At 73.3% G+C, this 20,484-nt stretch carries 15 protein-coding genes; 6 read left to right on the top strand and 9 right to left on the bottom strand.

The features are described from left to right. Positions 1 to 8 precede the first annotated feature (8 nt). Complete coding sequence (locus HD601_RS19595; protein WP_184824683.1) at positions 9 to 1,106, bottom strand: winged helix DNA-binding domain-containing protein; 1,098 nt, start codon at positions 1,104 to 1,106, stop codon at positions 9 to 11. 67 nt (positions 1,107 to 1,173) lie between these two features. Beyond that, positions 1,174 to 2,499 carry a DUF222 domain-containing protein gene (locus HD601_RS19590; RefSeq protein ID WP_184824681.1) on the bottom strand — a complete coding sequence of 442 codons (1,326 nt, stop codon included), beginning with the start codon at positions 2,497 to 2,499 and terminating at the stop codon, positions 1,174 to 1,176. A gap of 247 nt (positions 2,500 to 2,746) precedes the next feature. Between HD601_RS19590 and HD601_RS19585 the strand changes: the two genes are divergently transcribed. After that, positions 2,747 to 4,756 carry an elongation factor G gene (locus HD601_RS19585; protein WP_184824679.1) on the top strand — a complete coding sequence of 670 codons (2,010 nt, stop codon included), beginning with the start codon at positions 2,747 to 2,749 and terminating at the stop codon, positions 4,754 to 4,756. Here HD601_RS19585 and HD601_RS19580 read toward each other — a convergent pair. After that, the gene (locus HD601_RS19580) at positions 4,753 to 5,601 is read right to left on the bottom strand and encodes a MerR family transcriptional regulator (protein ID WP_184824677.1); all 849 of its coding nucleotides are present in this window, start codon (positions 5,599 to 5,601) and stop codon (positions 4,753 to 4,755) included. The two genes, HD601_RS19585 and HD601_RS19580, sit on opposite strands and share 4 nt — an antisense overlap. 52 nt (positions 5,602 to 5,653) lie before the next feature. Beyond that, entirely contained in the window at positions 5,654 to 7,927 is a 2,274-nt protein-coding gene (locus tag HD601_RS19575; protein ID WP_184824675.1) for a discoidin domain-containing protein, read from the bottom strand. A 142-nt stretch (positions 7,928 to 8,069) separates the two neighbouring features. Between HD601_RS19575 and HD601_RS35885 the strand changes: the two genes are divergently transcribed. From HD601_RS35885 to HD601_RS19560, 3 genes are read left to right on the top strand one after another with little or no spacing between them, the layout of a single operon-like run. Then, the gene (locus tag HD601_RS35885) at positions 8,070 to 8,957 is read left to right on the top strand and encodes a DUF6597 domain-containing transcriptional factor (protein ID WP_184824673.1); all 888 of its coding nucleotides are present in this window, start codon (positions 8,070 to 8,072) and stop codon (positions 8,955 to 8,957) included. Next, positions 8,954 to 9,346 carry a TIGR03618 family F420-dependent PPOX class oxidoreductase gene (locus tag HD601_RS19565; protein ID WP_184824670.1) on the top strand — a complete coding sequence of 131 codons (393 nt, stop codon included), beginning with the start codon at positions 8,954 to 8,956 and terminating at the stop codon, positions 9,344 to 9,346. Before HD601_RS35885 ends, HD601_RS19565 begins: the two co-directional genes overlap by 4 nt. Further along, positions 9,343 to 9,933: a dihydrofolate reductase family protein gene (locus HD601_RS19560; protein ID WP_184824668.1), complete on the top strand. Its 591-nt coding sequence runs from the start codon at positions 9,343 to 9,345 to the stop codon at positions 9,931 to 9,933. The genes HD601_RS19565 and HD601_RS19560 overlap by 4 nt, the downstream gene beginning before the upstream one ends. A 6-nt stretch (positions 9,934 to 9,939) precedes the next feature. Here HD601_RS19560 and HD601_RS19555 read toward each other — a convergent pair whose 3' ends face one another. Then, positions 9,940 to 11,136, bottom strand: a complete 1,197-nt coding sequence (locus HD601_RS19555) for a hypothetical protein (RefSeq protein WP_184824666.1) — start codon at positions 11,134 to 11,136, stop codon at positions 9,940 to 9,942. A gap of 120 nt (positions 11,137 to 11,256) precedes the next feature. Between HD601_RS19555 and HD601_RS19550 the strand changes: the two genes are divergently transcribed. Together HD601_RS19550 and HD601_RS19545 are read left to right on the top strand one after the other, a co-directional pair. Continuing rightward, positions 11,257 to 12,282 (top strand): hydroxyacid dehydrogenase, encoded by a 1,026-nt coding sequence (locus HD601_RS19550; protein WP_184824665.1) that lies wholly within the window; start codon positions 11,257 to 11,259, stop codon positions 12,280 to 12,282. Next, positions 12,282 to 13,052 carry a sugar phosphate isomerase/epimerase family protein gene (locus HD601_RS19545; RefSeq protein ID WP_184824663.1) on the top strand — a complete coding sequence of 257 codons (771 nt, stop codon included), beginning with the start codon at positions 12,282 to 12,284 and terminating at the stop codon, positions 13,050 to 13,052. The genes HD601_RS19550 and HD601_RS19545 overlap by 1 nt, the downstream gene beginning before the upstream one ends. On the opposite strand, the gene treZ is transcribed toward HD601_RS19545, so the two are convergent. From treZ to HD601_RS19525, 4 genes are read right to left on the bottom strand one after another with little or no spacing between them, the layout of a single operon-like run. After that, positions 13,021 to 14,784: a malto-oligosyltrehalose trehalohydrolase gene (gene treZ, locus HD601_RS19540; RefSeq protein WP_184824661.1), complete on the bottom strand. Its 1,764-nt coding sequence runs from the start codon at positions 14,782 to 14,784 to the stop codon at positions 13,021 to 13,023. The two genes, HD601_RS19545 and treZ, sit on opposite strands and share 32 nt — an antisense overlap. Beyond that, positions 14,781 to 17,060 (bottom strand): malto-oligosyltrehalose synthase, encoded by a 2,280-nt coding sequence (gene treY, locus HD601_RS19535; protein ID WP_184824659.1) that lies wholly within the window; start codon positions 17,058 to 17,060, stop codon positions 14,781 to 14,783. The genes treZ and treY overlap by 4 nt, the downstream gene beginning before the upstream one ends. Next, positions 17,057 to 19,198, bottom strand: coding sequence for a glycogen debranching protein GlgX (gene glgX, locus HD601_RS19530; protein WP_184824657.1), 2,142 nt, complete (start codon positions 19,196 to 19,198; stop codon positions 17,057 to 17,059). Before glgX ends, treY begins: the two co-directional genes overlap by 4 nt. Then, positions 19,195 to 20,484 carry an RNA polymerase sigma factor gene (locus HD601_RS19525; protein WP_184824655.1) on the bottom strand — a complete coding sequence of 430 codons (1,290 nt, stop codon included), beginning with the start codon at positions 20,482 to 20,484 and terminating at the stop codon, positions 19,195 to 19,197. The genes glgX and HD601_RS19525 overlap by 4 nt, the downstream gene beginning before the upstream one ends.

Genomic DNA, 20,484 nt, shown 5'->3' with positions numbered 1-20,484 from the left:
CCTGTCTGTCAGCCATGTCCGGCCGGCACCCGCAGCCGGACGTCGCGGCGCTCGGCCGCGGGAGCGATGAACGCCAGCAGTCCTGCGGCCTCGGTTTCGAGCGCCTCTTCCGCGGCCGCGCCGACCGGCCCGAGCAGCTCGACCGTCAGGGTGGCGGCGCCGTCGTCGCGGGCGACCGTCCAGAAGCCGCGGACCTTGCCGTCGACCAGGACGGCGGCCTCCCAGCCGACGCGCGCCGCCGCGTCCGGGCCGACCAGGCGGCCGCGGTCGGCGTAGCCGAGGACGAGGTTGTCGAGCGGGGCGAGCAGTCGCGGCGGCGCCGGGGTGTCCGGGTCGGGCCGGGGCGCGTCGGGGACGTCGAACAGCTCCTCGCCGTGCTCGCCGGTGAACGTGACCAGCTGCGGCCGCATACCGTCGACCACCTCGCGCAGCCGGGTCAGCCCGCTCCACGCCTGGACGTCCTTGACGGTGGCCGGGCCGAACGCGGCGAGGTAGCGGCGCACGAGCGTGCTCGGCGCGACGCCTGGGGAGAGCGGGCGGCCGAGCCAGGTGCGGGCGAGCGCGATGTGCGCCGGGCCGCGCCGGTCCCACAGGCCGTCGGGCGGCGGGTGCACCACCGGCAGCAGGCCCTGGATCGAGCGGGCCAGCGCCATCGGGCTGTGGTCCGGCCACTGCTCGGCGAGCGCCCGGCTGAGCCTCGGCCGGGTGAGGGTGCCGCCGTCGAGCAGCCCGGCCGCCGTCTTGGCCAGCTGGTCGAGGTCGACGCCGTCGAGGGCCTTGCCCCACGCGCCGCGCTGCCGGCGTTCGAGCATCGGTGCCAGCATGGGCCGCAGCCACAGGTAGTCGTCGGTGGCGACCATGTGCAGCGTGCCGCGGAACAGCGTCGCCCGGACGACGCTGCGGTCCAGCTGCAGCGTCGTCAGCCCGTCGACCGTGAACCCGTCGATACGGTTCCACAGCATGACGTACGGCGGGGCCGGTTCCTGTCCCTGCAGCCCCACGAGGTCGCGCGCGACGTCCAGCGGCCGCCGGTCGACGCGGACGAGCAGATGCTGCCGTGCGAGCGTCGCCCGGCTCAGCCGGCGCCCGTCGAGTCGCTCGTGCATGTCAGCAACCTAGGCCCGATTGCGGTCACCCAGTGTCCGCAATGCTGTCCCACCTCGAACCGTGACACTAGCCTGCCCGTGCGGGTGGTTTCAGGAAGCGGTGGCCGGTGGGGCTGGTCCAGACGGTGGTGCCGTTGGGCAGGGTGGCGCAGCGCCAGTGTCCGTGGTGTTTGAGCAGGTGGTGGGTCTCGCAGAGGCACTGGCAGTTGGCCGCTGAGGTGGCCCCGCCGTTCTGGTAGGGGTCGCGGTGGTCGATGTGGCAGTAGCGGGCGGGGCGGTGGCAGCCGGGCATGCGGCAGGTCCGGTCGCGGGCGATGATGAAGTCGGCGAGCGCCTTGGTGGGCCGGTACGTGGTCCGGCCGAGATCCATGACCCGCCCGCTGCCGGGATCGGTGGCCAGCCATCGCCATACCCCTTCGGCGGCGAGCTTGCGGGCGATGTGGGCGGGTATGGGTCCGTAGCCCTCGAGCTCGCCCGGCTCCTCGCTCAGCCCGGCCAGCGTGCCGAACGGGATCGTCACGTGCACGCTGACCTGTCGCCGCGGCGGGCCTCCGGCCGTGGTGGCGCTGGCCCAGGCGAACGCGCACAGTGCGTCGGCGCGGCGTTGGTCCTTCGTCCTGACCGGCCGGCGGGCGGCGAGGTCGGCGCGTTTCAGGTCGGCGGCGTCGGCGTTCAGTCGGGCGTTGAGGGCGATGGCGTCCTCGGCCGGGAGCAGGGCTTCGAGGTGGGCCATCCCGTCGCTGGCGGGGGTGATGGCGACGTAACGGGCTTCGCGGGCGCGGCGGTGCCGCTCGGCGACCGTGACGGGGGCGAGTTCGTGCAGCAGCCGCTTGATCAGCTTGCGCAGCGCGACGGAGTCCAGGTGCGGCGCCTGCGGCAGCACCGCCGCCTCCACCCGGGAACGCACATCGGGGTCCTGCCCGCCGAGCTCGTCCAGGATGGCGCGGACCCGCCGCCAGTCGATCAGCCCGGCCCACCACGCCGCCCACGTGTCTGGGAAGTCACGTAAGAGTTGCACTGCGGGTCCGACCATGCCTTCGGCCTGCTTGGTCGTCAGCTGGCATCGTCCGGCCACCACGACGGCGGTGTTGGTGACCGGGTTGACCGAGCGGTAGCCCGTCTCGGCGGGTCGCAGCTCGACCCGGGCGGCCAACGCCGCGAGCGCCCTGGCCAGCCCGGCCTCGGCGTGGGCGACCTGCCGCGCCCACCCGGCGACCAGTTCGACCACGTCGTGGGAGTCGCCGGCGGCAGCGGGGTCGCGCTCGGTCAGCAGCGTCGCCAGCTCCGGCCCGACCGCGGCCGCGTCGATGTCCAGCTCCGCAGCGGGAGCCGCCGCATAGGACGCGGCCAGCCGGTCCAGCAGGGCCCGCGTGTCGGAGTCGGACGGCTCCACCCAACCCACATCCTCCAGCGGACCGAAGTCCGGCGGAGCCTCAGGCGAAGCAGCGAATTCGAACATATAAGTGATCTTAGCTGCTCTCGCCGACAAGATCAACTTCGCGATAAATCGGTTGCCGTCCCACGAACGGACGTGCTCGACTGGGCGCTCACAGCCGAGCGAGAAGGGAGAGCGGTCATGCGCCGAGCTTTCGGGTCCACCCCATCGACACCTGTCGTCCGAGCAAGGGACTCGTGGCTCATTGCGAACGCTCAACCTGGGAATCCTCGCGCATGTCGACGCCGGTAAGACCAGTCTGACCGAGCGGCTGCTGTACGCGGCCGGGGTCATCGACGAGGTCGGAAGCGTCGACGCCGGGAGCACACAGACCGACTCGCTGGCGCTGGAGCGCCGGCGCGGCATCACCATCAAGTCCGCCGTCGTCTCGTTCACCATCGGCACGGGCGGCGACGCGACCACCGTCAACCTCATCGACACGCCCGGCCACCCCGACTTCATCGCCGAGGTGGAGCGGGTCCTCAGCGTGCTCGACGGCGCCGTGCTGGTCGTGTCGGCGGTCGAGGGCGTGCAGGCGCAGACGCGGGTGCTCATGCGCACGCTGCGGCGGCTGCGCATCCCGACCCTGGTCTTCGTCAACAAGCTCGACCGCGGCGGCGCCGACCTGGACGCCGTCGTCGACCAGCTCGCGACGAAGCTGACCCCGCGGATCGTCCCGATGGGCACCGCGGAGCACCAGGGCACCAAGGACGCGGTGTTCCGCCCGTTCCGCGAGCGCGACGACGGGTTCCGGGCCCGGCTGCTCGACGTGCTGGCCGACGGCGACGACGCGCTCTTCGCCGACTATGTCGAGGACCCGGCGTCGGTGCCGTACCGGCGGCTGCGCCGGGCGCTGGCCCGGCAGACCCGGCAGGCGCGCGTGCACCCGGTCTTCGCCGGCTCGGCCATCACCGGGGCGGGTGTCGGCGAGTTGACGACGGGGATCGCGCGGCTGCTCCCGTCGACGGCGGCAGCCGCGGCAACGGAGCAGGCAGCCGGCCCGCCCCGCGCCACCGTCTTCAAGGTCGAGCGCGGCCCGGCGGGAGAGAAGATCGCCTACGTCCGCATGGTCGCCGGCACGCTGCGCACCCGCGACCGGCTCTCGGCCGGCAAGGTCACCGCGATCAGCGTGTTCGACGACGGCGACGCGGTGCCGCGGGCGGAGGTGGTGGCCGGGCGGATCGCCAAGGTGTGGGGCCTCGCCGGGGTCCGCATCGGCGACGCCCTCGGCGAGGCGGCCGCCGGCGACAGGGCCGACGCGCCCGGCCACCACTTCTCCCCGCCCACCCTCGAGACGGTCGTCGTCCCGTGCCGGGCCCGCGAGAAGGGCCGCCTGCACGCGGCCCTCGCGCAGCTGGCCGAGCAGGACCCGCTCATCGACCTGCGCCAGGACGACGTCCGCCAGGAGGTGTCGGTGTCGCTCTACGGCGAGGTGCAGAAGGAGGTCGTCCAGGCGACGCTCGCCGAGGAGTACGGCATCGACGTCGAGTTCCGCGAGTCGACGACCATCCACGTCGAGCGGCTCACCGGGACCGGCGCGGCGACGGAGCTGATCAAGGACGACGGCAACCCGTTCCTCGCCGGCGTCGGACTGCGGCTGGAACCGGCGGCCCCGCACGACGGCGTCACGTTCGAGCTGGAGATCGAGCTGGGATCGCTGCCGCTGGCGTTCATCCGGGCCATCGACGAGACCGCCCGCGAGACCCTGCGCCAGGGCCTGCACGGCTGGCAGGTCCCGGACTGCCGAGTGGTGCTGACGCGGTCGCAGTACTGGCCGCGGCAGAGCCACGCGCACGCGACGTTCGACAAGAGCATGTCGAGCACGGCCGGCGACTTCCGCGGGCTGACCCCGCTGGTCCTCATGACGGCGCTGCGCGAGGCCGGCACCCGGGTGCACGAGCCGATCCACCGCTTCGAGCTGGAGCTCCCGGCCGACACCCTCGGCCAGGTGCTGCCGGCGCTGGCCAGGCTGCGGGCCGTGCCGGGGACGCCGTCGCCGACGGGGTCCGCGTACGTCCTTGACGGCGATCTCCCCGCCGCCCACGTGCACGCGCTGCAGCAGCAGCTGCCGTCGCTGACCCGCGGCGATGGTGTCCTGGAGACCCGGTTCGACCGCTACCAGCCGGTCCAGGGCGAGCCGCCGGACCGGCCGCGCACCGACCACGACCCGCTGCACCGGAAGGAGTACCTGCTGCGTGTCACCCGCCGCGTCTAGCCGACATGCGGGATCGTCTCGAGGTCGCTGAGCAGCAGCTCACGGTCCTCGTCGGTGGTGATGTCGGCGCTGGCGAGGCGCGCCTGCTCGGTGTGGCGGCGCGCCTCGTCCGGGTCGCCGGCGACGGCGTACGCGCGGGCCAGCGCCTCGTGGGCGAAGGCCAGGTCCCAGTCGCCGATGCCGTGGTCCTGGCAGGTCGACAGCACCAGCCGGGCGTGGAACAGCGCGGGCTCGCCCCGGCCGACGACGCAGTACACCCGCGAGCACAGCCAGTGGCTGCGCGCCACGTTCTGCGCCGTGCCCACCTGCAGCCAGTGGTAGGCCGACGCGTGCGCCTGGTGGATCATCAGCACGTCGTCGGCGGGGGAGCGGTCCTCCAGCTCCATGAGCCGCCAGGTGTCGTTGAACAGCTCGGCGCCCAGGCGGCGGTGCGTCTCGGCGTCGAGCATCCCCACCGCAACAGCATCAGCCATGATCGAGCCCTCCGAATCGGTCAGCAGGTGGTCGATGGTGTGGAGGATGCCGCGCAGCCGGGTCACCCGGGCATCGATGCGGCGGCGGTGCTCGGCCAGCGCGGACCGGAAGGCGGCGCCGTCGTCGCCGGACTCGCGAGGCTCCAGCAGCGACAGCAGCCGCCGGACCTCCTCGAGCGGCAGCTCGAGCGCGCGCAGCCGGCGTACCAGCCGCACCTGCTCGACCTGCTCCGGGCGGTACCAGCGGTAGCCCGTGACCGGGTCGACGTCGGCCGGCCGGAGCACCCCGATGCGGTCGTAGTGCCGCAGTGTCTTCGGGGTGACTCCGGCCAGCCGGGCCACCTGCCCGATGGACAGCCGCGCGTCCTCCACGTCAGGAACGCTAGGCCTTTCCCCACGGGCAAGGTCAACGGTTCAGCACACCTCAGTCCAGCGGCGCGATCAGCACGTCGTCGTAGGAGTGCTCCATGTTGCCGACGTCCTCGGGGAGCAGGCCGGTCTCGGCGCGGAACCCGGTGAACTCCTCGACGTCGGCCAGCGCGAGCGACGTGGTGCCCATGACGGTCCCGTTGAGGCTCACCGTCGTCTCCGATGCCGTGCTGTCGATCGTCACCGTCATCCAGGTCTTGTTCGCCGGGACGGGTCCGACGGAGCCGACGTCGACCCAGGAGTCGCCGTCCCAGGCGCGGACCTTCATCTTGTTCGGCGTCCAGTCGGCCATGAAGTGCAGCCGGAACGCCGTCACCTCCTCGCCGTCGGCGTTCGTGCCCAGGATGTCCCAGAGCGCGCCGCTGCCGTACCCGTAGCCCTCGAACCCGAACGAGACGTGCTGCGCCGACGACGGACGCGCCGCCGGGAATGTCGCACTCGCCCGCGCGCCCTGGTCCGCGTCGACCAGTGCCATGTGCGTGGCGGAGTGGTCGTAGCTCGGGATGATCGTGTTGACGACGAACGCGTAGCGGGTGTCCTTCAGCGTTCGCGGCACGCTGGTGGGCGCGTCGTTCTCGAAGGTCAGCAGGTCGGCCGCGTACAGCTCCAGTTCGGTGACGGCGGTCAGGGGCGCGCCGCCGGAGCCCTGGTTGATCCGCACGTAGCGCGCCCGCACCGGCTCGATGTCGGTGTAGGTCATCGCGTAGTCGGTGCGCGCGCCGGTGTCGAGGACCGGGCGGCTCCAGCGCCGGCCGTCCTCGGAGACCTGCACGCGGGCGCTGTTCTCCTCGCCGGACGCCAGCATGAGGCCGATCCGGTCCAGCGTGTACACCTGGTCCAGCTCGATCGTCAGCGACGGACTGCCGCCGTCGGCGAAGCGGGCCGCCGACCGGTATTCGGAGCTGCCGTCGACGGCGCCCTCGATGCGCTGCTCGGCGAAGCGCTCGTCGGGTGCGACGACGGTGCCGGTCAGCGTCGCCGTTCCGGCCCGCACCTTGGTGGCGAGGTCGATCTTGCCGACGCCGGGGGCGAGCGCGTCGACCCGGCGGGTCCAGATCTTGTTGTCGTGGCCGTACTCGCGGCACCACCAGATGTTGTGGCAGGTGTCGCCGAATGCCAGCGAGGCGCCGTTGTGCAGCGGGACGAGGTCCATGTTGCCGCTGCTGCCCATCCACCGGCGCAGCGGATCGTCGCCCGGGTGCCGCGAATAGACGACCTCGCCGGTGTCCCAGGTGCGGCCGGTGCCGTCGAGCGAGACCACCACGTTGTTGTCCGGCCGGCCGTAGGTCATCAGCAGCTGTCCGTTCGCCTGCAGGATGATCTTGGGCAGGATGCCGTTGTTCGGCATGCCCTCCGGCGGCACGTACGGCTGCAGCGGCGCCCAGGTCAGGCCGTCGTCGTCGGAGAACGACACGGTCAGCGGCATCGACGGCGGCCGGGCCACGTTCTCGGACCCGCGCATGACGGCGATCAGCCGGCCGTCGCTGGTGCGCGCCATGGCCAGCTCGTTGGTGCCGTACTGCGAGCCGGCGTTGACGGCGGAACGCTGCTGGAACGTCTGCCCGCCGTCGTGGGACTCGAAGACGAGGCTGTACTCCTTGGTGACCCCGTTGATCGTGCCGTTGCCGTAGCCGCCCATGAGGATGGTGCCGTCGGCCAGCTCGATGAGGTCGCGGTGCACGCGGTACCAGTTCAGCCGCCACTTGTTCTCGATGAGCGGGGCGTCCCAGGTGGTCCACGACGTCGCGAGGTCGGTCGAGCGCGCCATCGGGAACGTGATGCGGTGCGTGGGAGCGGGCGGGTTCACGCTCGTCGGCACGAAGCTCGCCGACAGCAGCGAGCCGTCGCGCAGCCGGGTGGTGCCGACCATGGTGAACGTCGACGGCAGCGCGTCGTAGGGCACGAACACCTGGCCGTCGTCGTCGGCGACGGCGCGCGAGTTGCGCAGCGGCGCGGTCGGGCTGTCCTCGTTGCGGTTCCAGCTCGTCACGACCTTCTTGACCCGCTGGCCGTCGACGACGTGGTCGATGGAGAAGGCCATCGGGCCGGCGCCGAGCTCGCCGGGTCCCGGCGCCCACGGATACCACATGGCGCCGGCCGACAGCGACGGCTCGTCCCCGGGGGCGCCGTCGACGAGCTGTGGCGGCGCTGCCGTGGCCGGCCCGCCGGCGCCCGGTGTGAGGATCGAGCCGATGACGATGCCGACGGCGAGCAGGGCCAGGGCGACGGCCCCGAGACTCCATCGGTGGGTGTGGCGGAACCAGCTCATGAGGCGCCTCCTGGTGCGATCCACGGCGTGGGCGGCCTGAGACTATCTGTCATGGAACCACGTTCCATTCCACGATCCACAGCTCTTGTTGCACAGAGCGCCGGTCTTCCGTCCGGCCCGCGGAGCTGTCACACTCGCAGTCGTGGCCGGCCAGACGTACACCGAGCGGCCGCCGGCCCGGCGGCTGGCCGCCCTCGTCACGACGACCTGGGTGCAGCGCATCGCGCCGGGGTCGCCGCCCTACCCGCAGCGGCACCTGCCCACCGGCGGTGTCGAACTGCGCTGCGTCGCCGGGTACGAGCCCCGGGTCGCCGGCGTGCTGACCGGTCCGCGGCTCGAGCTGCTCCCGGCCGGCACCGCCGTCGTCGGGCTGCGGTTCCGCCCCGGCGCGGCCGCGGCGGTCCTGGGCCGGCCGGTCGCGGACCTCACCGACGTCGTCGTCGATGCCGCGGACCTGTGGGGGACGGTGGCAGCCGCGGCCGGCGAGCGGGTGGCGGCCGCGACGAGCGACGGGGCCGCCGTCGCCGCACTGGAGGACCTGGTGGTCACCGCCGCCGCGAGGACCGGCGCGACGGCGCCCGAGCCGCTGATCGCCGAGGCGACGCGGCGGCTGATGCCCTGGGACGCGGCCGAGGTCGGCGCCGTCGGGACCGAGCTGTACGTGTCCGAGCGGGGCTTCCGCCGGCACTGCCTGGCCGGGGTCGGCATCGCGCCGAAGGCGCTGCAGCGGATCCTGCGCTTCCAGGCCTTCCTGGCCCGGTCACAGGTGGCGCTGGCGACGGGGGACGACCCCGCCGGCGACGGACTGGCACGGCTCGCCGTCGACACCGGGTACGCCGACCAGGCGCACCTGACCCGCGAGTGCGTGCGGCTGACCGGGGTGACGCCGCGGGCGTTCCTGCGCGGCGCCGCCGAGACCTGTGCCTGCGGGCACGACCACTCCGCGTCGTACACGCCGCTGCTGCGGGCGGCGGGGTTGGCCGGTTCGTTCAAGAACGCCGCGAGGAGCGCTCCTAGCCTCGCCTCATGAGCGAACTCACCGACGAGGCCCGCCGCCTCCTCGCGGGCGGCCACCCCGCCCATGTCGCGACGTTGCTGCCCGACGGATCGCCGCACTCCGTGCCCATGTGGGTCGGCCTCGACGGCGACCGCGTCACCATCCTGACCTCGGAGAACACCCGCAAGGCCCGCAACGTCGAGGGCGACCCGCGGGTGGCGATCTCGGTGACGGACCGCGCCGACGAGCTCACGTCCGTGCTCGTCCGCGGCCGCATGGTCGAGAAGATCGAGGGCGACCGGGCCTGGGAGATCATCGACCGGATGTCCCACTCCTACGTCGGGATGCCGTACGAGCCGCGCACCGACCGCGTCGTCTACGCCATCGAGCCCGAGCACGTCCAGGTGGTGGTGATCGGATGAGCGTCATCAGCGCCCTGTCCGTCTCCGTCGACGGCTACGTCACCGGCCCGGACCCGAGCCCGGAGCTGGCGCTCGGCCGCGGCGGGCAGCGGCTGTTCGACTGGTACTTCGACGGCGACGTCCCCAGCACCGTCTTCGACGGCTTCCGGCTGTCCGCCCCCAGCGCCGAGGTGTTCGACCGGCTCGCGAGCCGCGACGGCGCGGTGATCGTCGGGCGCACCACCTACGACCACTCCGGCGGCTTCGGCGGCGGCAGCCCGCATCCGACGGCGCCGCTGCTCCTCCTGACCCACCGCCCGGCCCCGGAGGCGTCCGCCGCCCAGGCCGTCGTCGGCAGCATCGAGGAGGCCGTCGCCCGCGCCACGGAGATCGCCGGCGACCTCGACGTCGCCGTCATGGGCACCGGCGTGACGGCGGCCGCCCTGGAGGCCGGGCTGCTCGACGAGATCACGCTGCACCAGGTGCCGATCCTGCTCGGCGGCGGCACGCCGTACTTCCACGCCCTGCCCGCGGCCCGGGAGCTCGAGCCGGTGCGCGTCGTCCAGGCACCCGGGGTCACCCACCTGACCTTCCGGGTGCCTCGATGACCGGGCTCAGCTCACGGTGATGCTGATCGGCCAGCGGACGAGGTCGCGGTCCAGGCCCTTGCAGTACGTGATCGCGGTGGCGTAGATGTACGCCGTCGAGCCGGTGGTCTCGAAGTTGATCGAGGTGCTCTCGGGGTCGAGCAGCGACGGGTACTGGTAGCGCTCCTGGTTCGGGTGCGTCGAGCAGTTCTCGCCGAACTGGCCGTAGCGCGGCAGCTCCATCACCGTCTGCGGCGTCGTCCAGGTGACCAGGTCCGTCGACGTCGAGGCGCGGACCACGGTCTTGGTGACGCCGCCGACGATCGCCGTGCCGTGGGCGATGGCGAGGTAGAGGTCCTGGCCCTCCACCTTGATGAGGCTGCGGATCGGCCGGCCCAGCGAGTTGGCGACCGAGACGCACTCGTGGGCCGACGGGATCGACGGAGCGGTGGGGTAGGGGCTGGCGAACTGGACGGTGAACCCGGACCAGCCCCAGGCCCGCCAGGCGGCCGGGTCGGCGATGTCGTCGGTCCGGATCAGGCAGGTGCCGTCGGTGGCGGGCGCTCGGCGCTCGAACGAGAGCGTCGCGTAGAGGTAACCGTCGCCGCCGTCGACGATGTTCGACGGGACGAACGTGCCGAGGGTCTCCGGCAGGGTCGAGTCGAACTGGTACGGCGCGCCGGCGACGAACCGCGGCGTGCCCTGGGCCGGCGACGTGAACGAGTAGCCACCGTCGGTCGAGGTGGCCTGGACGGTGGTGCCGTACCAGCAGTCGCCCGATGTCGCGCAGGTCAGGCCGTAGTGCTCCGGGTGGTAGTCCATGGCGACCAGGCCGTGGATGGTGTCGCCGTCCTCGGTCCAGAACGTCTCGAGCCAGCCGCGGTTGTCGTAGGTCGCCGGGTTCGAGTTGGCGCCGGCCGCGTAGATCATGTGGGCGCAGTCGCGGGTGACGGAGTTCAGCGAGCTGCCGATCGAGGCCCAGTGCAGGTAGTGGGTCGCGATGAGGTGCACGTCGCCGGACGAGTCGCGGAACGCCCGGGCGGCCGCGTCGGGCAGGTCGAGCGTGTTGCAGCGTTCGGTGCCGTAGTCGAACGCCGTCTCCATCGGGCCGGTGACGGCGAAGCTCACGGTGGCGAGCTCGTCGGCCTCCTCGGCGCCTGCTGGGGCGGCGGCCCAGGTGGTGGTCAGGATCGCGAGCAGGGGCAGGGCCAGGAGTCTGCGCATCACGCCTCCACGATCGGTATTACGGGTTGAATCGTTATACTCTGGATGATTCATCCACCTTTCCGTCGTGTCAAGCAAGCGCTTACCCTGGACGCCGAGCCGTATGGAGAGGGAGCTGGGATGGGCGACGAACGGGTCCGGGTCGTGCTCGCCATGACCGACACCGCCTACCGTGACCTGTTCGACGACGAGCTGCGGTCGCGGCTCGAGGCGCTCGCGGACCTGGTCCTGCCGGGGCCGGTCGCGAGCTTCGACCCGCCGGAGGTGCGGGCCGCGCTGGGCAGCGCCGACGTGCTGCTGACCTCGTGGGGCTGCCCGCCGCTGGACGCCGTCGTGCTCGCCGCCGCGCCCCGGCTGCGGGCGGTCCTGCACGCCGCCGGCAGCGTGAAGCACCACGTCACCGACGCCTGCTGGGACCGCGGGCTGGCCGTCACCACCGCGGCCGACGCCAACGCCGTCCCGGTCGCCGAGTTCACCCTCGCCGCGGTCCTGGCCGCCGGCAAACGGGCGCACGCGTTCGCCGCCGGCTTCCGGGCCCACCCCGGCGAGCTGGGCTGGCGCGACGACGTCGCCGCGACCGGCGGGGGCGTGTCGAACTACCGGCGCACCGTCGGCGTCGTCGGGTTCTCACGCATCGGGCGCCGCGTCGTCGACCTGCTCCGCCCGTTCGACCTGACGGTGCTGGTCGCCGACCCGTACGCCAACCCGGCGGCCGTCACCGCCGCCGGCGCCGAACCGGCCGGCCTCGACGACCTGCTCACCCGCAGCCACACCGTCACCCTGCACGCCCCGGCGCTGCCCGAGACCCACCACCTCATCGACGCCCGCTCCTGTGCCCTGATGAACGACGGCGCCACCCTGATCAACACCGCCCGCGGCGCGCTGGTCGACCACGCCGCCCTGTCCGCCGAGTGCGAGACCGGCCGGCTGCACGCCGTCCTCGACGTCACCGACCCCGAACCGCTGCCGCCGGACTCCCCGCTCTACCGGCTGCCCAACGTCGTGCTCACCCCGCATATCGCCGGCGCCATGGGCACCGAGTGCCACCGCCTCACCACGCTCGCGCTCGACGAACTCGAAAGGCTGGTCCGGGGCGAACCGCTCCAACACCAGGTGCACCCCGCCGAACTGGCGGTGCAGGCCTGATGAGCGTGCGGGTGGGCCTGGTGTCGATCACGTTCCGGCAGCTGGGGGTCGGCGAGATCCTGGCCCTGCTGCGGCGGACGGAGCTGACGGCGGTCGAGTGGGGCGACGACGTGCACGTCCCTGCGGGCGACGTCGCGGCGGCGAAGCGGACGGCGGCGGCGACGGCGGACCACGGGGTCGCCGTGGTGGCGTACGGCTCGTACTACCGGGCGGGCCAGCACGATCCCGGCGACTTCGACGACGTCCTGCGCACGGCCGTCGCGCTGGGAGCGCCGCGGATCCGCATCTGGGCAGGGCCGGCCGGCTCGGCCGAGACGTCGGCGGAGCAGCGGGCCCAGGTCGTCGCCGACCTGCGCCGCATCACCGAGCTGGCCGCCGGCGAGGGCGTCGAGATCGCCGCCGAGCACCACCCCGGCACGCTCACCGACACCCTCGACTCCGCGCTGGCGCTCTACGCCGAGGTCGGCCACCCGGGGCTGCGGCCGTACTGGCAGCCGCGGCCCGGCCTCGACCCGGCGGAGGCGCTCGCTGAGGTCGATGCGTTGCTGCCCAGGCGCCTGGTCACCGTGCACGTCTTCAGCTGGACCGCCGACGGCGACCGGCTGGCGCTGGCCGACGGCGCGTCCCTGTGGCGGCCGGTGCTCGACACCGTCGTCGACGCAACCGCCGACACCGAGCGGTACGCGCTGCTCGAGTTCGTCCAGGACGACGACCCCGAGGCGCTGGTCCGCGACGCCGTCACGCTGCGGAGCTGGCTGGGCGGATCCTGACGACTGCGGCGGTCTCCGCACCCAGCTCGACGACGGCGCCGTCGGCCGTCACCATCGCCGGGCCAGTCGCCAGCAGCACCTCGCCGCCGCCGGCCCCCGTCAGCGGCACCGGCTGCGCGCGCTCGGCGAGGTTGACGACCACCCGCAGCGACCCGCGGTGCAGCACGAGCCAGCCCGCGGCCTCGTCGAACCCGGAGGCGACGGCGGTGAGGTCGCCGTCGCGCAGGTCCGGCTCGGCCGCCCGCAGCGCGATCATGCGCCGGTAGAGGTCCAGCAGCTCGGCAGGGCCGGGACGGTCCGGCTCGGACCAGTCCAGCTGGGCGGCGTGGTAGGCGGCCGGGTCCTGGGGGTCGATCATCGCAGAGGTGTCCCAGCCGTGCTTGCGGAACTCCTCGAGCCGGCCCGGCCCGATGGCGGCGGCGATCACCGGGTCCGGGTGCGAGGTGAAGAACGGCCACCGCGTCGTCGCACCCCACTCCTCGCCCATCCAGAGCATCGGCGTGAACGGCAGCGACAGCAGCAGGACGGCGCCGACGCGCAGCCGAGCGGGCGAGACCAGCGCCGTCAGCCGCTCGCCCGCGGCGCGGTTGCCGACCTGGTCGTGGTTCTGCAGGCAGACGACGAACCGGTGTCCCGGTGTGCGGGCGCGGTCGACGGGGCGGCCGTGCGGGCGGCCGCGGAACGATGAGAAGCGGCCGTCGTGCAGGAACGCGTCGCGAACCACCTTCGACAGCACCGCGAGCGAGCCGAAGTCGGCGTAGTAGCCCTGCCGCTCGCCGGTGAGCAGCGCGTGCAGGGCGTGGTGCACGTCGTCGTCCCACTGCGCGTCCATGCCGTGGCCGCCGGTGTCGCGCGGCTCGATCATCACCGGGTCGTTGAGGTCGGACTCCGCGATCAGCGGCAGCGGCCGGCCCAGCTCGCCGGAGAGCCGCTCGACGGCCGCGGACAGCTCGGCCAGGACGTGCGGGTGCCCGTGGCCGGCCAGCGGGTCGGACAGCGCGTGGACGGCGTCCAGCCGCAGCCCGTCGAGGTGGTAGTCGCGCAGCCACATCAGCGCGTTCTCGACGATGAACCGGCGCACCGCCGGCTCGCCGAGGTTGACGACGTCGCCCCACGCGCCGGCGCTGTCGGTGAGGTACGGCCCGAACGACGGCAGGTGGTTGCCGCTGGGCCCGAGGTGGTTGTAGACGACGTCCAGCACGACGGCGAGGCCGCGGGCGTGGCAGGCGTCGACGAACCGCTTGAACCCGTCGGGCCCGCCGAGCGGCTCGTGGACGGCGTACCAGCCGACGCCGTCGTAGCCCCAGTTCCAGACCCCGTCGACGGCGTTGACCGGCAGCACCTCGACGTGGGTGACGCCGAGCTCGACCAGGTGGTCCAGCCGCTCGACGGCGCCGTCGAAGGTGCCCGACGGCGTGAACGTGCCGATGTGCAGCTCGTAGAGGACGGCGCCGGCCAGCGCCCGCCCGGTCCAGCCGCCGTCGGTCCAGGGAAACGCCGCGTGGTCGTAGACGCGGGCACGGCCGTCGACGCCGTGCGGGAGCCAGGCCGCGCGCGGGTCCGGCAGGACGTCGGGGGAGTCGTCGAGCTGCCAGCCGTAGTCGGTGCCCGGCGGCGCGGGGGCGTGCGCCGTCCACCAGCCGCCGGACGCGCGGACCGCCGTCGCGTTGCGCCCGCCCGCGCGCAGCCGCACCCGGCGCGCGGCCGGCGCCCAGACTACGAAGTCCGTCATGCCGGGGGAACGAGCAACGCGGCGGGATAGCGCCCCAGCAGGCCGGCGAGCGGGACCGGCCCGCCGTCGACGGGCCGCCCGGTGAGCACGTCGGTCAGGCCGTCCGGCAGCTCGACGACGGTGTCCGCCCAGCCCCCGTTCGACGCCAGCCCCACGGGCAGCCGGGTCGCCACGGTGATCGCGCCGCCGCGGTCGAAGGCGATCGCGTGGTCGGCCGCCGGGCCGCGCACCGGGACCCGCTCGTACGACGTGAACAGCTCCGGCCGGTCGCGCCGCAGCCGCAGCGCCCGCGAGACCACCCAGACCTTGGCCGCGCCGGACGCGTCGATCTCGGGCGGCGTCTCGTTCGCCAGCAGCGCTCGCAGCCGCGCGAAGTCGACCGGGCGCCGGTTGTCGGGATCGACCAGGGAGTCGTCCCAGCCCTCGGTGCCCTGGTAGACGTCCGGCACGCCGGGCATGGTGAGCTGCACGAGCTTCTGGCCCAGCGCGTTGGACCAGCCGAACGGGCGGATCCGCTCGATGAACCCGTCGACCGCCGCCCGCAGGTCCGGCCGGTCGGCCAGCGCGTCGAGGGCGGCGTGCACCTCGGCCTCGAGCTCCTCGTCCGGGTCGGCCCAGCCGGTGAACGTCCAGGCCTCGCGCATCGCTTTGGTCGCATACGCGTGCAGGCGTTCCGGCTGGTCCAGGCCGAAGCCCACCACCGTCTGCCACAGCAGATACGACATGGGACGGTCGGGCATCGGCGCCTCGGCCGCCAGCCGCCGCACCAGCTCGGCCCACTCGTCCGGGATCTCGGCCAACACCGCCAGCCAGGCCCGGACGTCCTCGCCGCGCTTGGTGTCGTGGGTGGACAGCGTGGTCATCGACGACGGCGCCCGCTGCTGCCGCCGCTCCTGGGCGGCGTGGAACTCGTCCAGGCCCAGGCCGAAGGCGCGGGGGTCGCCGCCGACCTCGTTGAGGGCGACGAACCGGGTGTACCGGTAGTAGGCGGTGTCCTCGACGCCCTTGGCCGTGACGGCGCCGGTGACCTGCTGGAACCGGACGCACAGCTCGTCGTCGGGGTCGGCGAGCCGGGGCGCCAGCGCGTCGAACGCGGCGGTGAGGTTACGCCGACGCGCGCGGGCCTTGGCGAACGCGGTATCGAGGTCGGCCGTCCCGAACGACGGCAGGTAGGAGCGGTAGACCGGGAACGAGAACGCCAGTTCCGACAGCGCGGCGAACGCCTCCGGCACGTCCGGCGCCAGCCGGGCCAGGCGGTGGAACTCCGAGCGCAGGATCGTCGTCGCGACCGCCCGTTTGCCGATCAGGACGTGGACGGCGAAGGACAGCTCGTCGCCGGTCAGCTCGCGGTACAGCCGGTCGAGCGCCGGCTCCGCGGCGGGGTCGACGAACAGCGGGCCCACCTCGGCGAGCGCGTCGTACCCCGTCGTGCCGTCGACCGGCCAGTCGTCCGGCAGCGTCTCGTCCGTCGCCGGCTCGAGGATCTTCTCGACGAGCAGCCACGTCTCCGGCGATGTCGCACCGCGCAGCCAGCGCAGGTAGCCGCCGGGGTCGGCCAGCCCGTCCGGGTGGTCCACCCGCAGGCCGTCGACGCCGTCGTCGCGCACCCAGCGCAGGATCCGCTCGTGCGTCGCCGCCGCGACCTCCGGATCCTCGACCCGCACGCCTGCCAGCGACGTCACCGCGAAGAACCGCCGGTAGGTGAGGTCGTCGTCGGCCCGGCGGGCGTCGGCCAGGTCGTAGAACTGCCGGTCGTGGACGTCGGCCGCGGAGTCGCCCGGCCGCGGCCCGGTGCCCGGCGCCAGCGGGAACCGCAGCCCGCCCGCGACCAGCGCGTCGCCGTCGTCGGCCAGCGAGAACCCGCCCTCCTTGTCCAGCACCGGCAGCAGCAGCCGGCCCGCCGCCCAGTCGACGTCGAACCAGCCCGCGTACGCCGACGACGGCCCCAGCCGCAGGACGTCCTGCCAGGCCGGGTTCTGGGACGGGTCGCCGACGCCCTGGTGGTTCGGCACGATGTCGACGACGACGCCCAGCCCGTGCTCGCGGGCCGCCGCGAGCAGCGCCCGCCAGCCGTCCTCACCGCCCCGCGCGTCGTCCATGACCCGCGGGTCGACCACGTCGTAGCCGTGATCGGACCCCGTCGCCGCCCGCAGCAGGGGCGAGCAGTACACCGCGCCGGCGCCGAGGTCGCGCAGGTACCCGGTCAGCGCGGCGGCGTCGGCGAGCGTCCAGCCCGGCCGCACCTGCACGCGGTACGTCGAGCTCGGCGCCGTCATGTGCCGGCGTCCCGCGGCGCGCGCAGCACCAGCAGCGACCGCGCCTGGACGGTGACGACGGCGCCCGCCGTGCGTGGCCCGCCGCGGTCGCCGGCGTCGTCGTCGGCGGTGTCGACGACGGTGTTCCACGCGGCGCCGAACTCGGGCCCCGGCAGGGTGAACTCGAGCGGCTCGTGGTGGGCGTTGAAGCAGAGCAGGAAGGAGTCGTCGACCACCCGCTGGCCGCGCGCGTCGACCTCGGCGATGCCGTTGCCGTTGAGGAACACCGCGACCGCCCGGCCGAACCCGGCGTCCCAGTCGGCGTCGGTCATGGGGCTGGCGTCGGGACGCAGCCAGTCGATGTCGGGCAGGCCCTCGGCGTCGGCCCGGCGGACCGGTTTGCCGTCGAAGAACCGCCGCCGGCGGAACACCGGGTGGGCCGCGCGCAGCCCCGTCAGCGTCCGGGTGAACTCCTGCAGCGACCGGTCGGCGGCCTCCCAGTCGACCCAGCTGAGGTCGTTGTCCTGGCAGAACGCGTTGTTGTTGCCGTCCTGGGTGCGGCCGAGCTCGTCGCCGTGGCCGATCATCGGGACGCCCTGCGACAGCAGCAGCGTGGCGAGGAAGTTGCGCTGCTGGCGGGCCCGGACGGCGTTGACCTCGGGGTCGTCGGTGACGCCCTCGGCGCCGCAGTTCCAGGACCGGTTGTGGTTCTCGCCGTCCTTGTTGTCCTCGAGGTTGGCCTCGTTGTGCTTCTCGTTGTACGACACCAGGTCGCGCAGGGTGAAGCCGTCGTGCGCGGTGACGAAGTTGATCGAGGCGACCGGCCGCCGGGTCGACTGCTCGTAGAGGTCGGCCGAGCCGGTGATGCGCGAGGCGAACTCGCCCAGCGTGGCCGGCTCGCCGCGCCAGAAGTCGCGGACGGTGTCGCGGTACTTGCCGTTCCACTCCGACCACTGCGGCGGGAAGTTGCCCACCTGGTAGCCGCCGGGGCCGAGGTCCCACGGCTCGGCGATGAGCTTGACCTGGCTGACGGTGGGGTCCTGCTGCACGAGCTCGAAGAACGCCGACAGCCTGTCGACGTCGTAGAACTCGCGGGCCAGCGCGGACGCGAGGTCGAAGCGGAACCCGTCGACGTGCATCTCGGTGATCCAGTACCGCAGCGAGTCCATGATCAGCTGCAGTGTGTGCGGGTGGCCGACGTTCAGGGAGTTGCCGGTGCCGGTGTAGTCGAGGTAGTAGCGCTTGTCGTCGTCGACCAGCCGGTAGTAGGCGGCGTTGTCGATGCCGCGGAACGAGAGCGTCGGACCCAGGTGGTTGCCCTCGGCGGTGTGGTTGTAGACGACGTCGAGGATCACCTCGATGCCGGCCTCGTGCAGCGCCCGGACCATGGACTTGAACTCGCCGACCTGCGAGCCGGGCGTGGCGGCCGTGCTGTACTTGGGGTCGGGCGCGAAGAACCCGATGGAGTTGTAGCCCCAGTAGTTCGACAGCCCCTTCTCCATGAGCGTGGAGTCGTTGGCGAAGTGGTGCACCGGCATCAGCTCGAGTGCGGTCACCCCGAGTGACGTCAGGTGGTCGATGACGACGGGGTGCGCGATGGCGGCGTACGTGCCCCGGATGTCCTCGGGGATGTCCGGGTGGGTCCGCGTCAGGCCCTTGACGTGCGCCTCGTAGATGACGGACTCGGCGTACTCGCGGCGCGGCGGGCGGTCGGTGCCCCAGTCGAAGAACGGGTTGATGACCACCGACTTCGGCATGTGCGGGGCGGAGTCGTCGTCGTTGCGACTGTCGGGGTCGCCGAAGTCGTAGCCGAACAGCGCCTGGTGCCACTCGAACGCGCCGTCGATGGCCTTGGCGTACGGGTCGAGCAGCAGCTTCGACGGGTTGCAGCGGTGCCCGAGCTTGGGGTCGTGGGGGCCGTGCACCCGGAAGCCGTAGCGCTGGCCCGGCTCGACGCCGGGCAGGAACGTGTGCCAGACGAAGCCGTCGACCTCGGTCAGCGCCAGCCTCGTCTCGGTGCCGTCGGGGTCGAACAGGCACAGCTCGACACCGTCGGCGACCTCGCTGAACAGCGCGAAGTTGGTGCCGGAGCCGTCGAAGGTGGCGCCGAGGGGGTAGGCCGCCCCGGGCCACTGCGGCATCGACTCGGCAGACGTCATGCAGGACCTTCCGTCGCGGTGTTCGGTGGGTCTCCATGTTCCCGATTCGGGGCGGGCGAATCCACCCGGTCCGCGCGGTCCACCAGGTAACGCTGAAGTGGCAGGCTGGTGGCCAGCCGGGCGGCTTCGAGATAGTGCTCGCGGGCGCCCGCCGTGTCGCCGGCCCGTTCCAGCAGGTGCGCCCGCACGGCGTGCAGCCGCTGACCGGCCACGACCCGCCCGGCCGCCTCCAGCTCGGCGAGCATCGCCAGCCCGGCCAGCGGGCCACGCGCCATGGCGACGGCGACCACGTGGTTGAGCGCGACGACCGGGCCGTCGTCGATGCGCGTCAGCAGCTCGTACAGCGCCTCGATCTGCGCCCAGTCCGTCGCGTCGGCCGTCGGCGCCTCGTCGTGGACGGCGGCGACGGCGGCCTGCAGCTGGTAGGGGCCGGTGGCGCCGCGGGGGAGCGCGGCGGTGATCAGCGCCGTCCCCTCGGCGATCAGATCGCGGTCCCAGAGCGAGCGGTCCTGCTCCTCCATGGGCACCAGCTCGCCGTGCGGCCCGGTGCGGGCCGGCCGGCGGGCGTCGGTGAGCAGCATCAGCGCGAGCAGCCCGGCCACCTCGCCGCCGCCGGTGTCGCCGTCGTCGTCCAGGGGGATCAGACCGTGCAGCAGCCGCGCCAGCCGGATCGCCTCGCCGGACAGGTCGGTGCGGGCCAGGCGCGGGCCGGACGTGGCCGCGTAGCCCTCGGTGAAGATCAGGTAGAGCACGTGCAGGACGGCGCCCAGCCGGGCGTCGCGGTCGGCCGGGGCGGGTGCGGCGAACGGCAGCCCGCTCTCCTTGATGGTCTTCTTGGCCCGGCTGATCCGCCGGGCCATGGTGTCCTCGGGGACGAGGAACGCCCGCGCCACCTCCGCCGTCGTCAGGCCGCCCACCGCGCGCAGTGTCAGCGCGATCTGCCCGGCCGTGGTGAGCGACGGGTGGCAGCACAGGAACAGCAGCACCAGCGAGTCGTCGGCATCGGACGCGGGCGGGGCCTCGCGGAGTGTCCACTGCGCGACGGTGTCCTCGCGCCGGCGCCGCGCCTGGTCGCTGCGGAGCAGGTCGGTGAGGCGCCGCGACGCGACGGTGATGAGCCAGGCCCGCGGGTTCTCGGGCGTTCCCCGGGCCGGCCATTGCGTGGCGGCGGCGAGCAGCGCCTCCTGGACGGCGTCCTCGGCGGTGTCGAAGTGGCCGTACCGGCGCACCAGCGCGCCGAGGACCTGCGGCGCCAGGGCGCGCAGCAGGTCCTCGACGGTGGTCAT

Origin of the sequence: Jiangella mangrovi (genome assembly GCF_014204975.1) — a bacterium.
Classification (GTDB): domain Bacteria; phylum Actinomycetota; class Actinomycetes; order Jiangellales; family Jiangellaceae; genus Jiangella; species Jiangella mangrovi.
The sequence above is the reverse complement of the archived record's forward strand: the minus strand, read 5'-3'. Positions and strand labels throughout refer to the sequence as shown.